General features: G+C 68.6%; 15 protein-coding genes and 1 tRNA gene. 6 read left to right on the top strand and 10 right to left on the bottom strand.

Annotated features, from left to right (window positions below; all coding sequences use genetic code 11):
* Nucleotides 1-8: 8 nt before the first annotated feature.
* Nucleotides 9-2,375 (bottom strand): arylsulfatase, encoded by a 2,367-nt coding sequence (locus tag ASC79_RS04725; protein ID WP_056020397.1) that lies wholly within the window; start codon nt 2,373-2,375, stop codon nt 9-11.
* A 131-nt stretch (nt 2,376-2,506) separates the two neighbouring features.
* On the opposite strand from ASC79_RS04725, the gene ASC79_RS04730 reads away from it, so the two are divergent.
* Both ASC79_RS04730 and ASC79_RS04735 read left to right on the top strand, forming a co-directional pair.
* Nucleotides 2,507-3,094 (top strand): AAA family ATPase, encoded by a 588-nt coding sequence (locus ASC79_RS04730; protein WP_056020400.1) that lies wholly within the window; start codon nt 2,507-2,509, stop codon nt 3,092-3,094.
* A gap of 124 nt (nt 3,095-3,218) precedes the next feature.
* A complete protein-coding gene (locus tag ASC79_RS04735; protein ID WP_235528748.1) occupies nt 3,219-4,682 on the top strand; it encodes a sensor histidine kinase in 1,464 nt (487 codons plus the stop codon).
* Here the strand turns inward: ASC79_RS04735 and ASC79_RS04740 are convergent.
* The 6 genes from ASC79_RS04740 to cobA are packed head-to-tail and all read right to left on the bottom strand — an operon-like array spanning nt 4,616 to nt 9,557.
* Nucleotides 4,616-5,431, bottom strand: coding sequence for a ferredoxin--NADP reductase (locus tag ASC79_RS04740; RefSeq protein WP_056020404.1), 816 nt, complete (start codon nt 5,429-5,431; stop codon nt 4,616-4,618). The two genes, ASC79_RS04735 and ASC79_RS04740, sit on opposite strands and share 67 nt — an antisense overlap.
* Nucleotides 5,432-5,472: 41 nt before the next feature.
* Complete coding sequence (locus tag ASC79_RS04745; RefSeq protein WP_056020408.1) at nt 5,473-6,210, bottom strand: phosphoadenylyl-sulfate reductase; 738 nt, start codon at nt 6,208-6,210, stop codon at nt 5,473-5,475.
* A gap of 7 nt (nt 6,211-6,217) precedes the next feature.
* Nucleotides 6,218-6,715, bottom strand: coding sequence for a DUF934 domain-containing protein (locus tag ASC79_RS04750; RefSeq protein ID WP_056020412.1), 498 nt, complete (start codon nt 6,713-6,715; stop codon nt 6,218-6,220).
* Entirely contained in the window at nt 6,699-8,354 is a 1,656-nt protein-coding gene (locus tag ASC79_RS04755; RefSeq protein ID WP_056020415.1) for a nitrite/sulfite reductase, read from the bottom strand. Before ASC79_RS04755 ends, ASC79_RS04750 begins: the two co-directional genes overlap by 17 nt.
* A gap of 13 nt (nt 8,355-8,367) precedes the next feature.
* Complete coding sequence (locus ASC79_RS04760) at nt 8,368-8,724, bottom strand: DUF2849 domain-containing protein (RefSeq protein WP_056020418.1); 357 nt, start codon at nt 8,722-8,724, stop codon at nt 8,368-8,370.
* A complete protein-coding gene (gene cobA, locus ASC79_RS04765) occupies nt 8,721-9,557 on the bottom strand; it encodes a uroporphyrinogen-III C-methyltransferase (RefSeq protein ID WP_056020421.1) in 837 nt (278 codons plus the stop codon). The genes ASC79_RS04760 and cobA overlap by 4 nt, the downstream gene beginning before the upstream one ends.
* Nucleotides 9,558-9,734: 177 nt before the next feature.
* Between cobA and gcvA the strand changes: the two genes are divergently transcribed.
* Together gcvA and ASC79_RS04775 are read left to right on the top strand one after the other, a co-directional pair.
* Nucleotides 9,735-10,691 (top strand): transcriptional regulator GcvA, encoded by a 957-nt coding sequence (gene gcvA, locus ASC79_RS04770; protein ID WP_056020423.1) that lies wholly within the window; start codon nt 9,735-9,737, stop codon nt 10,689-10,691.
* Between the two features lie 14 nt (nt 10,692-10,705).
* Nucleotides 10,706-11,038, top strand: coding sequence for a chorismate mutase (locus ASC79_RS04775; protein WP_056020425.1), 333 nt, complete (start codon nt 10,706-10,708; stop codon nt 11,036-11,038).
* Here the strand turns inward: ASC79_RS04775 and ASC79_RS04780 are convergent.
* The gene (locus ASC79_RS04780) at nt 11,011-11,361 is read right to left on the bottom strand and encodes an Hpt domain-containing protein (protein WP_056020427.1); all 351 of its coding nucleotides are present in this window, start codon (nt 11,359-11,361) and stop codon (nt 11,011-11,013) included. The two genes, ASC79_RS04775 and ASC79_RS04780, sit on opposite strands and share 28 nt — an antisense overlap.
* Nucleotides 11,362-11,444: 83 nt before the next feature.
* Between ASC79_RS04780 and ASC79_RS04785 the strand changes: the two genes are divergently transcribed.
* Both ASC79_RS04785 and ASC79_RS04790 read left to right on the top strand, forming a co-directional pair.
* The gene (locus ASC79_RS04785) at nt 11,445-12,149 is read left to right on the top strand and encodes a hypothetical protein (RefSeq protein ID WP_056020429.1); all 705 of its coding nucleotides are present in this window, start codon (nt 11,445-11,447) and stop codon (nt 12,147-12,149) included.
* Nucleotides 12,150-12,283: 134 nt separating this feature from the next.
* Nucleotides 12,284-12,359 (top strand) — tRNA-Lys (locus ASC79_RS04790).
* 87 nt (nt 12,360-12,446) lie between these two features.
* Here the strand turns inward: ASC79_RS04790 and ASC79_RS04795 are convergent.
* Nucleotides 12,447-14,435: a TonB-dependent receptor gene (locus ASC79_RS04795; protein ID WP_056020431.1), complete on the bottom strand. Its 1,989-nt coding sequence runs from the start codon at nt 14,433-14,435 to the stop codon at nt 12,447-12,449.
* A gap of 117 nt (nt 14,436-14,552) precedes the next feature.
* Complete coding sequence (locus ASC79_RS04800; protein ID WP_056020433.1) at nt 14,553-16,820, bottom strand: NADP-dependent malic enzyme; 2,268 nt, start codon at nt 16,818-16,820, stop codon at nt 14,553-14,555.
* Between the last annotated feature and the right edge of the window lie 56 nt (nt 16,821-16,876).

Below are 16,876 nucleotides of genomic sequence, written 5' to 3' on the forward strand. Positions count from 1 at the left end.
ACCGCCGACTACTGCCGCGCCATAGCCTGGGCGAGGTAGGCCTGAACCTGCGCCTCCTTGTCCTCGAACGGCTCGCCCGAGATGTCGATCAGCACCTTCTTCACGCGCCCGTTGAACCTGTATGGGGGCGTGTAGTCCTCCATCACAGGCGCTCCGGCGTCCGCCCCGACACAGACGCCGGCCGACAGGCCAAGCGACAGTGGGATGGTCACCGGCAGTTTGCCTGAGCCGACCTGCTTGCCGTCGACGAACAGCTTGATGTCGGCCGGCACGCCCTTGCCGTTGGCGATATCCGGCTTCCCGGTCGGGGTGAACTCGAAGCTGAGCACGTGCTCGCCAGCCGGAACGTCGGTGTCGGACTGGATCTTGAACCGCTGGTCGGCCACGTAGTTGTAGCCATAGGTGAGCTTTCCGCGCTCGACGTAGAAGACATAGCCGCCGTCGTTGCCGCCCATCGAGAGCAGCACGCCGTCGCCGCCTTCGGCCGGCACCGTGACATCGGCCGACACGGCGTGGGCGACATTCACAAGGCGCGGGGCGGCGTTGAGGCTGACCACCTGGGTGCCGGGATAGTAGACGTACTTCTTGCGATCGACGGCGATCTGCGGCCGCTCGTCGGCGAAGCGCAAGGTGCCGCGGCTGTCGATCGGCAGGACGTCGTACTTCCCAGCCTCGACGTACCACATGCCGATCATCGCGATGAGGCGCTCCCTCTCCTTGTCGGCGAGGTTGTCCGTCTCGGCGAAGTCCTTGTCGATATTGTACAATTCCCACCCATGAGCATCGAGCTCGATGAGCTTGTCATAGTCGATCGGCGCGCCGAACTGGAGGCCGGACTCGGCGAAGGACGTACCGGGCCACGGGCACACAGCCCGCCAGCCGTCGTGATAGAGCGAGCGGTGGCCGAACATCTCGAAGTACTGGGTGATGTGCAGGCCGCCGGCCTTGGCGTCGTCGAAGGACGACTTCAGGCTGAAGCCTTCCAAAGGTGACTGGGTGACGCCGCGGATCGCGGTCGGCGCCTCGATGCCAAGCGCGTCGAGGACGGTCGGGACCATGTCGATGGCGTGGCAGTACTGGCTGCGGATCTCGCCCCTGGCCTTGATGCCCTTGGGCCAGGTGATGAGGAACGGATCGCAGGTGCCGCCGCGATAGGTCTCGCGCTTCCAGCGCCGAAACGGCGTGTTGCCGGCGTGGGTCCAGCCCCAGGGATAGTGATTGAAGTACTTCGGCCCGCCCAGGTCGTCGATGGCGGCGAGGTTCTGCTGCAGGTCGTCGGCGACGTTGTTGAAGAACTTGCCTTCGTTGACCGAGCCGTGCGGACCGCCCTCGGCGCTCGCGCCGTTGTCGGAGATCACCATGATCAGGGTGTTCTCGTACTCGCCCAGTTCCTTGAGGAAGGCGATCAGCTCGCCGATGTAGTGGTCGGTGTGCTCCAGGAAGCCGGCGAACACCTCCATCATCCGGGCATAGAGCCTGCGCTCGTCGGCCGGGAGCTTGCTCCAGTCCTGCACGTCCGGATCATGGCGCGATAGCTGCGTGTCGGGCGGGATGATCCCGCTCTTCTTCTGGTTGGCGAACACCTTCTCGCGGTAGGCGTCCCAGCCATCGTCGAACTGGCCCTTGTACTTGTCCGCCCACTCCTTTGGGACGTGGTGCGGGGCGTGCATGGCGCCGGTGCAGAAGTACATGAAGAACGGCTTGTTCGGCGCCACCTGCTTGGCGTCGGCGATCATCGCCTTGGCCTTTTCCACGAGGTCGGGGGTCAGGTGGTAGCCTTCTTCCGGGGTCTTCTCCGGCTCAGTCTGCGAATTGTCGCGAACGAGTTCGGGATAGTACTGATGGGTGTCGCCGCCCAGGAAGCCGTAGTAGCGCTCGAAGCCGCGGCCCAGCGGCCAGCGGTCATAGGGGCCGGCGGCGGAGGAAGCCTCGGCCGGCGTCAGGTGCCACTTGCCAAGGGCGTAGGTGTTGTAGCCGTGCTGCTGCAGGATCTCGGAGAGCATTCCGTTTTCGAACGGAATGTAGCCGTTGCCGCCCGGATAGCCCGTCGAGCCTTCGGTGATGCAGGCCATGCCGTTCGAGTGGTGGTTGCGGCCGGTCAGCATGCAGGAACGCGACGGCGAACACAGCGCGGTCGTGTGCATGCTGTTGTAGAGCAGGCCGTCGGCGGCCAGCGCGTTGAGGTGAGGCGTCTCGATCGGGCTGCCGTAGCAGCCGAGATGGCCAAAGCCCGTGTCGTCGAGCACGATGAACAGCACGTTCGGCGCGCCTTCCCGGGCGCGGTTCGGCGCCGGCCAGGCAGGCTTGGAAACGTCGAAGGTTCGGCCGATGACGCCTGGAAAGGCCTGACCGGGCTTGTACTCGTTGAGCGACATCGAGGGCTCCTCCCTGGGGTTTGTGCTGAATGCCCCCCACGGACGAGCGCAAGCTTGTGCTCCGCCCCCTGCACTGACCATCGGGTGTTCCCCCGAGACCGCCGCCATTCCCCCCAGGGAGCCCCGACACGATGATGAACAAGCCCAACTTCTTCCTGCTGACCGGCGGCCCCGGCGTCGGAAAGACCGCGCTGATCGAGGAACTGCGCCGTCGCGGCGAGCGGGTGGTCGAGGAGACCCACAGGCGTATCATCCGCGAGCAGGCGGCCAGCGGCGGGACCGCCCTGCCCTGGCTGGACCAGCGGGCCTATCTGGCGCGCGCCTGCCGCGAGGACATCGCCATCTTCGAGGCCATGGCCGACGTGCAGGAGCAGGTGTTCTTTGACCGCGGCATCCTGGACAGCCTGATCGACGCGCAGGCCGAGCCTTGGATGGAAGCGGCGGCGCGAACGCACCGCTACAACGCCACGGTCTTCACGCCCCCGCCGTGGCGCGAGATCTACACCCAGGACGACGAGCGCAAGCAGAGCTTCGAGGAATGTCTGACGACCCACAAGGCGATCAAGCGGCGGCTGATCATACTGGGCTACCGTCCGGTCGAGCCGCCGCCCGGCACGGTCGAGGCCCGCGCAGACTTCATACTGGAGGTTGTGGCGAGCCTGGACCGGACGGCGGGCCCGGCCCGCGCGCCCACCGCCGGGGAACCAGAGGCCCCTTGACCCGATTGTGCAGGATGTATCCTGTAGGTTGAATTCTGCAGGTCGAATCCTGGCGGCTCCGGCCGCGGCGATCTTTCAGGCGAAAACGGCGAACGTGGTCGGCGAGGCGAGATCGGCGTTGCAGGTGTCCACCCACTCGGGCGTGCTCACCGCGCTCAACCAGGCGCCGCTGGGCATCGCCATTTTCGATCGTGAGATGCGCTATCTGGCGGCTTCCAGCCGGTTCCTGACCGAGCAGGGCCTGCCGGGCGACCTGCCGCTGGTCGGGCAGCTGCACTACGACGTGTTTCCCGACATCCCGCAGCGCTGGCGCGACATTCACGCGCACGCCCTGCAGGACGGCGCCGAGCTGAGCCATGAGGCCGACCCCTTCCTGCGCCCCGATGGGCAGCTGGACTGGGTTCGCTGGTCGCTGAAGCCCTGGCGCACCGACGAGGGGGAGATCGGCGGACTGGTGCTCTACACCGAGTTCGTGACGCCCAACGTCGAGGCCCGCGTGCGGCTGGAGGCGGCGGAGGCCCGCTATCGCGCGGTGTTCAATCAGGCGGCGATGGGGGTTGCACGGGTCTCGCCCGACGGCCGGCTGCTGGAGGTCAACGACCGCTTCTGCGCGATGCTGCGCTACAGCCGCGACGAGCTGAAGACCATGTCGTTCCAGGAGATCACCCATCCCGACGACCTGAACAACAACATCGCCATGTCCGAGGCGCTGCTGGCCGGCTCCATCGAGACCTATTCGATGGAGAAGCGGTACATCGCCAACGGCGGACAGGTGGTCTGGAACAACCTGACCGTGGCCCTGGTGCGCAACGGCGCCGGCGAGCCGGACTATTTCATCTCGATCATCGACGACATCGGCGCGCGCAAGGAGGCCGAGGCGGAGCAGAAGCGCTATCAGGACCAGCTGCGGCTGATGATCAACGAGCTGAACCACCGGGTGAAGAACACCCTGGCGACGGTGCAGTCGATGGCCTCGCAGACCATGCGCGGCGAAGGCGACCCGGACGTGGTCTACGAAAAACTGGAGGCGCGGCTGCTGGGTCTGTCGCAGGCGCATGACGTGCTGACCCGCGAGCGCTGGTACGGCGCGGAACTACGCGACGTGACCGAACGGGCGCTTGGGCCCTTTGCCGGCACGAGCACCGGCCAGATCCGCATCGACGGGACCAAGGCGTGGCTGGCGCCGGGCGCAGCGCTGTCGATGGCGCTGATCCTGCACGAACTGGCGACCAACGCCGTCAAGTACGGGGCGCTGTCGGTTCCGGCAGGCCGCGTGGACCTGACCTGGAGGCTGGACGCCGACACGCGCGAGCTGGCGGTGACCTGGGCCGAGAGCGGCGGGCCTGAAGTCTCGCCGCCCACCCGCAAAGGGTTCGGCACGCGGCTGATCGAGCGCGGCCTGCGCGGCGATCTGCGCGGTTCGGCGACGATGAGCTATGCGCCCAGCGGGCTGGTCTGCACGATGCAGGCGCAGCTGGTCGAACGCGGCGAGGACCAGCTGAGCCTGTTCGACGGACCGCCTCAGGTCTCGACGAAGGCCTTTTCCAGCACGAAGTCGCCCGGCGAGGCCAGCGAGCCCTCTTCGTAACCGCGCTCGACCAGGATGGTCTTGAGGTCGGCCAGCACCGAGGGGCCGCCGCAGAGCATCAGGCGGTCGACGGCCGGGTCCAGCGGCGGGACGCCGAGGTCCTCGAAGATCTTGCCCGAGGTGATCAGGTCGGTGATCCGGCCCTTTGTGCGGAACGGCTCGCGCGTCACGGTCGGATAGTAGCGCAGCTTGTCGCCGATCACCTCGCTGAGGATCTCGTCCTCGCGCAGATCCTTTTCGAACAGCTCGGCGTAGTTCAGGTCGGAGACGTTGCGCACGGTGTGGGTGACGATCACCTCGTCGAAGCGGTCGTAGACCTCCGGGTCGCGGGCCAGCGACAGCCAGGGGGCCAGGCCGGTGCCGGTGCCGACCATGTAGAGCCGCTTGCCGGGCTTGAGGCCGTCGAGCACCAGGGTGCCGGTCGGCTTCTTGCCGATCAGGACCTCGTCGCCGACCTTGATCTTCTGCAGACGCGAGGTCAGCGGGCCGTCGGCGACCTTGATCGAATAGAACTCGAGCTCGTCATGCCACGACGGGCTGGCGATCGAATAGGCGCGCACCAGCGGCTTGCCGTCGACTTCCAGGCCGACCATCACGAACTGGCCCGAGGAGAAGCGCAGGCCGGGGTCGCGGGTGGTGCGGAACGAGAACAGCTCGTCGGTCCAATGCTGAACCCAGGTCACGGTTTCGACCATGAAGGCGCCGCGCGCCTTGGAAACGGCCGGGGCCGGAGCAATGATATCAGTCATGGGGCCGTCTTTATCTGAGAATGGTTCGCATGTCAGGGCGCCTAGATGTCGCCGCCGACATTATCCGCCGCGCCCGGAGCGCGCGCGACGTGGATGCCGCACTCGGTCTTGTCCTGGCCCGCCCAGCGGCCGGCGCGGACGTCCTGGCCCTCTTCCACCGGCTTGGTGCACGGCCAGCAGCCGATCGAGGGGAAGCCCTGAGCGACCAGCGGGTGCGCGGGCAGATCGTGCTCGGCCATGTAGGCGTCGAGCTCGGCCTTGCCCCAGTTGGCCAGCGGATTGAACTTCACCTGGCCGTCGGCCTGCTCGACCACCGGCAGCGACAGGCGGTCGCCGCCATGGAAGCGCTTGCGGCCGGTGATCCAGCCGTCGAACTCGGCCAGGGCGCGGTCCAGCGGCACGACCTTGCGGACCTCGCAGCAGGCGTCGGTGTCGGTCTGCCAGAGCTTGGCGTTGGGATCGGCGACCGCCAGGTCGTTATAGGCCGGGCGCAGGTCGCGCACGTCGGTCAGGCCGAGCTTGGCCGCCAGGTTCTTGCGATAATCGAGCGTCTGGCCGAACAGCATGCCGGTGTCGAGGAACAGCACCGGGACGTCCGGCTTGATCTTCGAGATCATGTGCAGCAGCACCGCGGACTCCGCCCCGAAGGACGAGACCAGGGCCAGCTTGTCGCCGAACGCCTCGACGGCCGATTCCAGCACGGTGGCCGGATGGGCGTGGCGCAGCTCGGCGTCGAGCCGGGCCGCCAGGGACGGACGCTCCAACTGATCGAAGGCCATGGTCAGCTCACTCCCTTTCGGCGAAGGCCGGCGGCCGACGGTCGGCCGCACGCTGATAGACGTGACGTTGGCGATGGGCGGTGTGAGCCCACTGCTCGGGCGTCGAGCCGTCGGCCGGCTCGAAGGCGTCGAAGCCGACGCGCACCATGAAGCCGGCCTGCTCGCGCAGGACGTCGCCGACGGCGCGGACCTCGCCCTTGAAGCCGTAGCGCTCGCGCAGCAGCCGCGCGGCGGTATAGGCGCGGCCGTCGTTGAACTTCGGAAACGCCACGGCGACCAGGGCCAGGCGCGGCAGGTCGTAGGCCAGGACCTCGACCTCTTCAGCCGGCTCCAGGCGCACGCCGACCGAACGGCCCTCGGCCAGCAGGCGCTCGCCCTCGCTCTGGAAGCGGGTCAGCGAGATGATCAGGTCGCCGCGGACCAGGTCCTCGTCGTCGGTGACGTGGGTGAACGGATCCTCGGCCAGCGAGAACTCGCCGTCATGCAGCTTAATTCGCGTCGGCATAGACGGCCTCCTTGAACGGGACGACGCCGGTGCGGCGGAAGGTGTCGAGGAAGCGTTCCTGCCCTTGGCGTTCGCGCAGATAGACCTCGACCAGGGTGTCGATGGCGGGCGCGACGCGGTCGGCCGGCAAGGCCGGGCCGAGCATGGAGCCGACGGCGGCGTCCTCCGCCCCCGAGCCGCCCAGGGTGAGCTGGTAGAATTCCTCGCCCTTCTTATCGACGCCCAGGATGCCGATGTGGCCGACGTGGTGGTGACCGCAGGCGTTGATGCAGCCGCTGATCTTGATCTTCAGCTCGCCGATCAGCTCGGCGCGGTCCTGGTCGGCGAAGGTGCGGGCGATGTCCTGCGCGATCGGGATCGCGCGGGCGTTGGCCAGGGCGCAGTAGTCAAGGCCTGGGCAGGCGATCATGTCGGTGATCAGGTTGACGTTCGGCGTCGCAAGCCCGACCGCGGCCAGCGCGGCGTGCACCGCGGGCACGTCATCCAGCTTCACGTGCGGCAGGACGATGTTCTGCTCGTGCGTGACCCGGATGTCGCCTTGGCCATAGCGCTCGGCCAGGTCGGCGATCACGTCCATCTGGTCGGAGGTGGCGTCGCCGGGGGTTTCGCCGATCGCCTTCAGCGAGATCTCGATGATCGTGTAGCCGGCGCGCTTGTGCTCACGCAGGTTGTTGCGCGCGAAGCGGGCCAGGGCCGGATCGGCCGCCTTGGCGGTTTCGAAGGCTTCCGAGCGATTGACCAGGCTGTCGAAGGCCAGCGGGGCGAAGGCGCCGCGGATGCGGGCGATCTCGGTGTCCGGCAGGTCGCCCTCCGGTCCGATCTTGGCCCACTCCTCCTCGACCTGACGGCCGAACTCCTCGGCGCCCAGCGCCGAGACCAGGATCTTGATGCGGGCCTTGTACTTGTTGTCCCGGCGTCCGTGGCGATTGTAGACGCGCAGAACCGCCTCCAGGTACGAGACCAGGCGGTTGGCCGGCAGGAATTCCTTGATCGTCGGGCCGACGAAGGGCGTGCGGCCAAGGCCGCCGCCGACGATGACCTCGAAGCCCAGCGTGCCGTCGCGGCCGCGGCGCATCATCAGGCCGATGTCGTGCACCTTGGCGGCCGTGCGGTCCTTGGCGGCGCCGGTGATGGCGATCTTGAACTTGCGCGGCAGGAACGAGAATTCCGGATGCAGGCTCGACCACTGGCGGATCGCCTCGGACCAGACGCGCGGATCGTCGACCTCTTCCACCGTGGCGCCCGAATAGGGGTCGGCGGTGGTGTTGCGGATGCAGTTGCCGCTGGTCTGGATGGCGTGCATGTCCACCGCCGCCAGCCGGTCCAGGATGTCCGGCGTATCGGCCAGCTTGATCCAGTGGAACTGCAGGTTCTGGCGGGTGGTGAAGTGGCCGTAGCCCTTGTCGTAGGTGCGGCCGATATCGGCCAGCACGCGCAGCTGGGCGGGGTTCAGCGAGCCATAGGGAATGGCGACCCGCAGCATGTAGGCGTGCAGCTGCAGGTACAGGCCGTTCATCAGCCGGATCGGCTTGAACTGGTCCTCGGTGATTTCGCCGGCCAGACGCCGGCCCACCTGTTCACGGAACTCGGCGGCCCGGTCGGCCAGGAATTCCTTATCGAGGGTGTCGTACTGGTACATGGCCCTCCCCTCTCTAACGCTTGATCAGATTGACGCGGCCCTTGGAGCGGGCCGCGCCGGACGCGTGCTGCAGGGCTTCGATGGCGGCTCCGCCCTCGGCCTGCTTGCCATGGTGCAGGTGGTTGGTCGGGCCGAGCGCGCGCAGGCGCTCGCGGTAGCTGACCGGGGCCCAGAGGCCTTCGCTCTCGATCAGGTCGATCAGATAGGGATCGACGATCACCGTCTGCTGGCTCTTGGCGTGAGCCTCGGCCGCTTCGCCGGCTTCGGCGTCAGCGAACAGCTCGGCGTCGGCGAAGCGCTCCACCCAGGCGCCAGCCTTCCAGAAGACGACTTCGCCGTCGGTCAGGCGATTTCCGGTCAAGGCTTTCATTTCACGCGCCGCTCAAATTTCGGTTCAAAGACGGCGGTATCGCCGGAAGTCTGCGCCAAGGCCATAGCCTCGCCCACGATCAGCAGCGCCGGACCGGCCACCTGTTCGGCGGCGGCCGGCAGGCCGGCCAGGGTGGTGACGATGCGGTTCTCGTCCGGACGGCTCGCGTTCTCGACGACCAGGACCGGGGTCGAGCCCTGGCGGCCCGCGCCGATCAGCCGGGCGGCGATGCCCGCCGCGGTCGATACGCCCATGTAGATGACGACGGTCTGGTTGGGCTTGGCCAGGCTCTCCCAGTCCAGGTCCGGCTCGCTGCCCGAGGCGGCGTGGCCGGTCACGAACGTAACCGCCTGGGCCGAGCCGCGATGGGTCAGCGGCGCGCCCGCGTTGGCGCCGGCCGCCAGGGCCGCGGTGACCCCGGGCACGACGTGGCATTCGACGCCGGCCTCGCGGCAGGCCTCGAGCTCCTCGCCGCCACGTCCGAAGATGAAGGGATCGCCGCCCTTGAGCCGCACGACCCGCAAGCCTTCCTGGGCGAAGGCGACCAGCATGCGGTTGATCTCGTCCTGGGCGTAGGAATGGCGCGACTTGCGCTTGGCGACCGAGATGCGCTGGGCCGAGGCCGGCGCCATATCGAGGATCTCGTCGGTGACCAGGCCGTCGTGGACGACGACTTCAGCCGCCTGCAGGGCCTTGAGCGCCTTGATGGTCAGCAGTTCAGGGTCGCCGGGGCCAGCGCCCACCAGCCAGACAGCGCCCGTCGCGCGACGGCGCGCTCCGCCCAGCACGACGAGGCGCTTGCCGCTCTCGTTTTTGGGCTTGCGGTCAGGCATTGTTTTTAGCTTCTCTAAACGCCTAGCTTGAAAGCGAGAGCGGGACGGGCTTGCACCCGCCCCGCCATGATATCCGCCGACGAAAAGGGCCAATACCTCGGCGAACGGTTGCAAACTGGTCGTGAAAGGGCCAATTCGCAACCCAAGGACTTCTGCCGGGGGTGTCAGGAAAACTCGATGGAGCGCAACGCGGAACGCCGCCGATTGCCGCCGCTCAACGCCTTGCGGGCGTTCGAGGCGGCCGCGCGGCACCTCAATTTCTCTCGGGCGGCGGACGAGCTGTCCGTGACGCCCGGAGCTGTCAGCCAGCAAATTCAGAACCTCGAAGACTATGTCGGGGCGGCCCTGTTCAAGCGGACGCCCAAGGGGCTGCTGCTGACCGACGCGGCGCAGACCGCCCTGCCCGCCCTGCGCGAGGCGTTCGACCGGCTGGCGGAAGCCGCCTCGATGCTGACCGCCGCCGTGGACGGCCGGCGCCTGACCCTGACCGCCGCGCCGTCGTTCGCGGCCAAGTGGCTGGTGCCGCGCCTGGGCCGATTCGAAGAGCTGCATCCGCAGGTCGACGTCTGGCTTTCGGCCGGCCTGGAACTGGTCGATCTGACCGCCGGCGAGGTCGACGTGGCGATCCGCTACGGCGCCGGCCGCTATCCGGGCCTGGAGGTTCGCCGGCTGATCGGCGAAACGGTTATTCCCGTGCTTTCTCCAGACCTTGCGGCGAACATCGCACTCAACGAACCCGCCGACCTGGCCCATCACATCCTGCTGCACGACGGCTCGCCCGAGCCCGACGATTCGTGCCCTGACTGGACGATGTGGCTCGCCGCGCGCGGCCTGCGCGGCATCGATGGCGCACGCGGCCCGCGGTTCAACCAATCGAGCCTGGTGATCGAGGCGGCGGTGAACGGCCGCGGCGTGGCGCTGGCCAAGCGGACCCTGGCCCAGGCCGACCTCGACGCCGGCCGGCTGATCGCCCCGCTGCAGATCGCGACGGCCGTCGATTTCGCCTATTACGTGGTCCACCCGAAGGCCAAGGGCCGCCTGCCGCAGGTCAAGGCGTTCATCAACTGGATCGCCGCCGAAGCCGAAGCCCACGAAGCTGCGCTAAGAACCCTGGACAACGGGGCCGGGATTTAGTCCTAAGCGGACCCATGAAAATCGTTGTTGATGAGCGGCCCTTGCCGGCCGACTGCGAGACCATGCTCGATGTCCGCAAGGGCGTCGATGCGTTGGACCGCGCGCTTGTTCTGATGCTGGCCGAGCGCCAGCGTTACATGGACGCCGCCGCCCGTATCAAGTCCGAACGCCACACGGTGCTGGACACCGCGCGGATCGAGGACGTGGTGACCAAGGTCAAGGCGGCCGCCCGTGACGCTGGCCTGTCTGAGGAGATCGCCGAGCCGGTGTGGCGGCTGCTGATCGACCGCTGCATCGCCTACGAGTTCGGCGTGTGGGATCAGCTGCGCGGCGTGCGCAACGACTGAAGCGCCCGCTCGTGGGCGTAGGCCGCCACGTCGGCCAGCGCAGCGTCCAGGGCGTCCTTCACCCCATCGATCGCGCCGGGGCCTTCGGCCTCGGCGCGCGCGCAGGCGTCTCCGAGCTGGAACGCCCCCACGCCACGGGCGGCGCCCTTGATGGTGTGCACGGCGTCACGCCAGCCTTCCGAGGATGGTTCCAGCAGGCTGGCCCAGATGGCGGCCTGCTGGCGGAAGAGATCGAGCACCTCGTCGATCACATCGCCGTCGCCGGCGGTGAAGGTCTCGAGGTACTGAAAGTCCACCGCCCCGGTGAGATCGCGCCTCGCCATGAATTCCCCCTGCTGCACGCCACCGACTCGACCTTGACGTGAACTTGCCTAAGTTGCCGCCGGCCTAACAAGGGACCAAGCGCATGAAAATTCTGGTCGGAACCCCCACCTACAACGGCCAGGTGACCGGTCAGTACACGCGCAGCATGCTTGAGTTGCAGGCGATGCTGGGCGCTTCGATGGGCTGGGAGTCGACCAAGGCGGTGATCATTTCCACCGCGCGCAACCTGTTGGCCAGCCGCGTGCTTGAGACCGACCACACCCACCTGCTGTTCGTCGATGCGGACGTCAGCTTCCCCGCCAGCGTGGTCCAGAAGATGATCGCCCTCGACGAGCCGGTGGTCGCGGGGATCTATCCGCAGCGGGCGCTGAACGTCGCCGCCTTCCACGCCGCGGCGCGCAAGCACGCCGATCCCAACACCGCCTTCGCCGCGGCCCTCAGCTATCCGGTCGACCTGGTCGAGCCGCACGTGACCAAGGGCGACTTCTACGAGGCGCAGACCGCCCCCACCGGCCTGATGCTGATCAAGCGCGAGGTGTTCGAGGCCCTGCGCGAGGCCGATCCGTCGCTCTATCGCAGCTCGGCGGGCAGCTACTACGCCCATCAGAACCTCAAGAACGTGCTGCAGTGCTTCGAGCCGCTGGCCGACGAGAACGGCGTGGCGATGAGCGAGGACATCTCGTTCTGCCACCGTTGGCGAGCCCTGGGTGGGAAGATCTGGACCCTCTTCGACCACTACATCGCCCACACCGGGCCCTACACTTTCCGTCCGATGCCGGCGGGATAGCGAGCGGCGCCAGAAGACGCTTGCAACGCCCAGCGAGACTCGCTAACAGGACGCCTCCCCAGCGGGGCGGCGGGCGAAACGCTCTTCCGACCAGCCAGGGAAATAGCCGCAAAGCCTTATGGCGTAACGGTTATGGGTGCATAGCTCAGTTGGTAGAGCAGCTGACTCTTAATCAGCGGGTCGTAGGTTCGAATCCTACTGCACCCACCATCCCCACGCCGTCACCAACCCGGCGTAACCTACTTCCCCACGAAACGGCGGACACCGGCGCAGCTAGCGCCGGGCCGTCGCCGTGCGTCAGCGACGCAGGACCAGGCCGACGCGGAAGGTCTGCGGCTGGTCGTAGCTTTCCAGACCGTCGCCTGTCTGCGCCGTCTCGATCTTGGCGTCGAACAGGTTCTCGGCGGCCGCATAGAGGGTCACCGAACGCGAGACGGTCCAGTCGGCGCGCAGGTTGACGTCGGTCGCCGCCGACAGCTCGCGGGTGTTGAGGTCGTCGTCGAAACGGTCGCCTTCGTAGCGCACCACGGCGCGCAGATTCAGGGCCTCGATGGGCCGCCACGTGGCTTCGCCCGTCGCGGTGAAACGTGGGGTCTGGGCCGGACGCAGGCCGGTGAGTTGCGGCGCGGCCGATCCGCCGTCGACCTCGGCGTCGGTATAGGCGCCGGCAAGGCGCAGGGAGACGCTCTCCCAACGGCGCTCGACCTCCGCCTCGATCCCGTAGGCGTCGACCTGTCCGGCGTTCTGCCGCTGGCGCAGCACCCCGCCGGCCGGGATGAGCCCGGCGATCGGGAAGGTCGCGGGTCCAAAGCCGATAGTGACGTTGGCCACCGCGCCGTCGAGGCGGTTGGCGAACACGGTGACGTCCCAGCGCAGGTCGCCCTCGGCGCCGACGCCGAACTCCACCCCGTAGAGCTTCTCCGGCTCGAGGCCGGCATTGGCCTCGGTCACGTCGTTGCCGACCCGGAACGGACGGTAGAGCTCGTTGAGCGTGGCGGGCCGGAACCCGGCATAGGCCGCGCCCCGGAGATAGAGGCTGTCGGAGACGCCGTAGCGCGCACCCAGCCGTCCCGTGGGCAGCCAGCCGTCGCGGTCGGCCGGGCGATTGTCGAGGGTCACCGCGCCGCTGGCGGCGTCGCGCTCTCGCCGCTGACCGTCGTAGGTGGCCCAGCGGTCCAGCCGCACGCCGCCGGTCAGCAGCCAGTCGCCGGCATTACGATAGGCCTCGCCATAGGCGCCCAACACCGATTGCGTACCGCCCGCGACCCGGTCGCGGGTGAAGGCGCCGGCGATGTAGCGAAACTTCTCGCGGGTCTCGCCGTCGAAGATCCGGGCGTCGGCGCCCACTTCCCAGCCGCCCGCCGCGCTATCGCGGCGCAGAGCGGCGTTGAGGCCGTAGCCCATGGCCGGCGTGGCGTACTGCTCGCTGGCCGGCGTGGTGGTGTTGCGGCCCGCTGCGACGGCGGCCGAACGGTTCTCGAAGTCCGAGCGCTTGAGCCAGCCCTGCAGCCGCCATCCGGCGCGCTCGGCGTCCGGCTGGTCGACCAGTGTCGCCGAGAGGGTGGCGCCGGTCGCGCGTGAGTCGGCCCCGACCAGGCCCGCGCCACGCTTTTCCTGGTAGCCCGAGAGGCGCAGCGCCAGTTCCTTGCCGGCGACCTGCGGCGTCCAGCGCAGAGCGCCGCCCAGGCCCTGGTAGTAGAGCTCGGTATCGGCCGCGCCGCGCCCCTGGCCCAGCGGGACCCAGCCATCGCTGCGTTCGGTCGCCGCGGACAGGAAGAGGTCGCCGATCGCGCCAGCCGCGGCCGCGCCCGCGAGGCCGCGCTCGCCGCCATAGACCTCATACTCGCCGCCGCGCGGCGCGCGGGTGCGTTCGGAAAGCTGGATGGTCCCGGTGAGCGCGCCCGCGCCATAGGGGCCCGCCCCTGCGCCGCGCACTACTCGCGCCTGCTCGACCGAGATCGTCGGCAGGCCGGTCCACAGCACCCAGCCGCCGAACGGATCGTTCTGCGGCACGCCGTCCAGCAGCACCAGCGCGCGGCTGGCGCCGGAACCGGCGATGGACCGGACGCTGATCCCCTGGGTGGTCGGGTTGGAGACCTGGCTGGAGGTCCGGCGGAACAGCTGCACGCCCGGGGTCGCGGTCAGCGCCTCGTCCAGGCGCGGCGCGGTGGCGATGGTCTCGCTGCCGATGGTGACGATGGAGAACGCCTTGTCGCCGGGCGACGGCGGCAGACGGGCGGCCTCGACCACGACGGTGTCGACGAGCGGGGGAAGGTCTAGGGGCACTGCGGCGGCTCTCCCGGTTTGGCGCGAGGGACTAGCGCAGGGTTCGCGGCGTCAGGGTAGAGCTAAACCGCAGGCCGCGAGCGGAGACGCGCCGCAGGGCGCGCCTCCCCTAAATGATCAGGCTCGGGCGGCGGCCTGGCTGGCCACCAGCGCGGTCATGTTGACGATGCCACGCGCCGTCGCCGTGGGGCTGAGCACGTGCAGCGGCTTGGAGAGGCCCAGCAGCAGCGGCCCGACCTCGATGCCCTCGGTCACCGCACTGACCAAGGTCAGGGCGATGTTGGCGGCGTCGAGCGACGGGGCGATCAGCAGGTTGGCGTCCCCGGCGAACGCGCCGCCGGAGATGTAGCGGGTGCGGACCTGCTCGTTCAGCGCCGCGTCGCCATGCATTTCGCCGTCGACCTCCAGCCCCGGATCCAGTTCGCGGACGATGGCCAGGGCCTGGCGCATCTTGCGCGCGGACGGCGAGTTGGAGGAGCCGAAGCTGGAGTGCGACAGCAGCGCCACCTTCGGGGTGATGCCGAAGCCGCGCACCGCCTCGGCCGCCAGGATCGTGGACTCGGCGATCTGCTCGGCGGTCGGGTCGACGTTGACGTGGGTGTCGCAGAAGAACAGCGCGCCCTTGGGCATGATCACCCCGGAGAGCGCCGAGATCCGCGAGACGCCGGGCCGGGCCGGGATCACCGGGGTGGCGTAGGTGAAGTGACGCCACCAGTCGCCGCCGCCGCCGACCAGGGCGCCGTCGACCATCCCCCGGCGCAGCAGCATGGCCGCCGTGACGGTCGGGCGGGTGACGACGCGGCGGTTGGCGGCCGTCGGCGGCACGCCGCGACGCTCGACCACCGCGCGGTACTCGGCGGAGATCTCATCCACCGACGGATCGGCGTCGGGGTCGAAAATCTCGACGTCGCGGTCGGGCGTCAGGCGCAGACCCAGTTCGCGGACCTTGGCCTCGATGGTCTCGCGGTGGCCGATCAGCACCGGGCGGGCGAGTTGCTCGTCGACGACGGTCTGGACGCCGCGCAGGACGCGCTCGTCCTCGCCTTCGGCATAGGCGATGCGGCGCTTGCAGTCGCGGGCCTGGGCGAACACCGGGCGCATCAGCTGGCCCGAGCGGTAGACATAGCCTTCAAGCTCGCGGCGATAGGCCTCGAAGTCGGCGATCGGGCGGCGAGCGACGCCCGAGTCCATCGCCGCCTTGGCGACGGCGGGCGCGATCTCGAGGATCAGGCGCGGGTCGAAGGGCTTGGGGATCACGTAGTCGCGGCCGAACAGCGGGACCTGGCCGGCATAGGCGCTGGCGACGACATCGCTGACCTCGGCGCGGGCGAGCTCGGCGATGGCCTCGGCGGCCGCCTGCTTCATCGCCTCGTTGATCTCGGTGGCGCCGACGTCGAGGGCGCCGCGGAAGATGAACGGGAAACAGAGGACGTTGTTGACCTGGTTCGGGTAGTCCGAACGGCCGGTGGCGACGATGGCGTCCGGGCGGCTGGCGACCACCAGCTCGGGCAGGATCTCCGGCTCGGGATTGGCCAGGGCCATGATCAGCGGGCTCTTGGCCAGCAGCGGGAGCCATTCCTGCTTGAGCACGCGCGGCGCGGAGAGGCCCAGGAAGATGTCGGCGCCGACCAGCACGTCCTGCAGCGTCCGGGCGTCGGTCTTGCGGGCGTAGCGCGCCAGTTCCGGCGTCAGGTCGCCGCGATCCTTGTGCACGACGCCGTTGATGTCGGTGAGGGTGATGTTGTCGGCCGGCAGGCCCATGCTGACCAGCAAGTCCACGCAGGCCAGCGCCGCCGCGCCCGCCCCGGACGTGACCAGCTTCACCTCGGAGAGCTGCTTGCCCTGGATGGTCAGGGCGTTGCGGACGGCCGCGGCGCAGACGATGGCGGTGCCGTGCTGGTCGTCATGGAAGACCGGAATGTTCATCCGCTCGCGCAGGGCGCGCTCGATGTAGAAGCACTCCGGGGCCTTGATGTCCTCGAGGTTGATGCCGCCGAAGGTCGGCTCGAGCGCGGCCACCACCTCGACGAAGTGGTCGGGGCTGGACGAGGAGACCTCCAGGTCGAAGACGTCGATGCCGGCGAACTTCTTGAAGAGGACGGCCTTGCCCTCCATCACCGGCTTGGACGCCAGCGGGCCGATGTTGCCCAGGCCCAGGACTGCGGTGCCGTCGGTGATCACCGCCACCAGGTTGCCGCGGGCGGTGACGCGCTCGGCCCAGGCCGGGTCCTCGACGATCGCCTCGCAGGCCGCCGCGACGCCAGGCGAATAGGCCAGGGCCAGATCGCGTTGAGTCGCCATCGGCTTGGTGGGCTCGACGCTCAGTTTCCCGGGCCGTCCAAACTCGTGATAGGCGAGCGCAGCGCGCCGCAGAGCGTCATCCAAAGCCGGTTCCTTCCATACAGCGACCCACGCGCGGGGGCTTGGTCCCGCGAGGGCCT

The sequence above is a fragment of the Phenylobacterium sp. Root1290 genome (genome assembly GCF_001425305.1).
Classification (GTDB): Bacteria; Pseudomonadota; Alphaproteobacteria; order Caulobacterales; family Caulobacteraceae; genus Phenylobacterium.

Bases quoted from the DNA above. Each gene is read 5' to 3' on its own strand.
- ASC79_RS04780 (WP_056020427.1), bottom strand. From the start codon at position 11,361: ATGGCGAGGCGCGATCTCACCGGGGCGGTGGACTTTCAGTACCTCGAG.
- ASC79_RS04760 (WP_056020418.1), bottom strand. From the start codon at position 8,724: ATGAAAGCCTTGACCGGAAATCGCCTGACCGACGGCGAAGTCGTCTTC.
- ASC79_RS04730 (WP_056020400.1), top strand. From the start codon at position 2,507: ATGATGAACAAGCCCAACTTCTTCCTGCTGACCGGCGGCCCCGGCGTC.
- ASC79_RS04755 (WP_056020415.1), bottom strand. From the start codon at position 8,354: ATGTACCAGTACGACACCCTCGATAAGGAATTCCTGGCCGACCGGGCC.
- ASC79_RS04725 (WP_056020397.1), bottom strand. From the start codon at position 2,375: ATGTCGCTCAACGAGTACAAGCCCGGTCAGGCCTTTCCAGGCGTCATC.
- cobA (WP_056020421.1), bottom strand. From the start codon at position 9,557: ATGCCTGACCGCAAGCCCAAAAACGAGAGCGGCAAGCGCCTCGTCGTG.
- ASC79_RS04785 (WP_056020429.1), top strand. From the start codon at position 11,445: ATGAAAATTCTGGTCGGAACCCCCACCTACAACGGCCAGGTGACCGGT.
- ASC79_RS04775 (WP_056020425.1), top strand. From the start codon at position 10,706: ATGAAAATCGTTGTTGATGAGCGGCCCTTGCCGGCCGACTGCGAGACC.
- ASC79_RS04750 (WP_056020412.1), bottom strand. From the start codon at position 6,715: ATGCCGACGCGAATTAAGCTGCATGACGGCGAGTTCTCGCTGGCCGAG.
- gcvA (WP_056020423.1), top strand. From the start codon at position 9,735: ATGGAGCGCAACGCGGAACGCCGCCGATTGCCGCCGCTCAACGCCTTG.
- ASC79_RS04740 (WP_056020404.1), bottom strand. From the start codon at position 5,431: ATGACTGATATCATTGCTCCGGCCCCGGCCGTTTCCAAGGCGCGCGGC.
- ASC79_RS04745 (WP_056020408.1), bottom strand. From the start codon at position 6,210: ATGGCCTTCGATCAGTTGGAGCGTCCGTCCCTGGCGGCCCGGCTCGAC.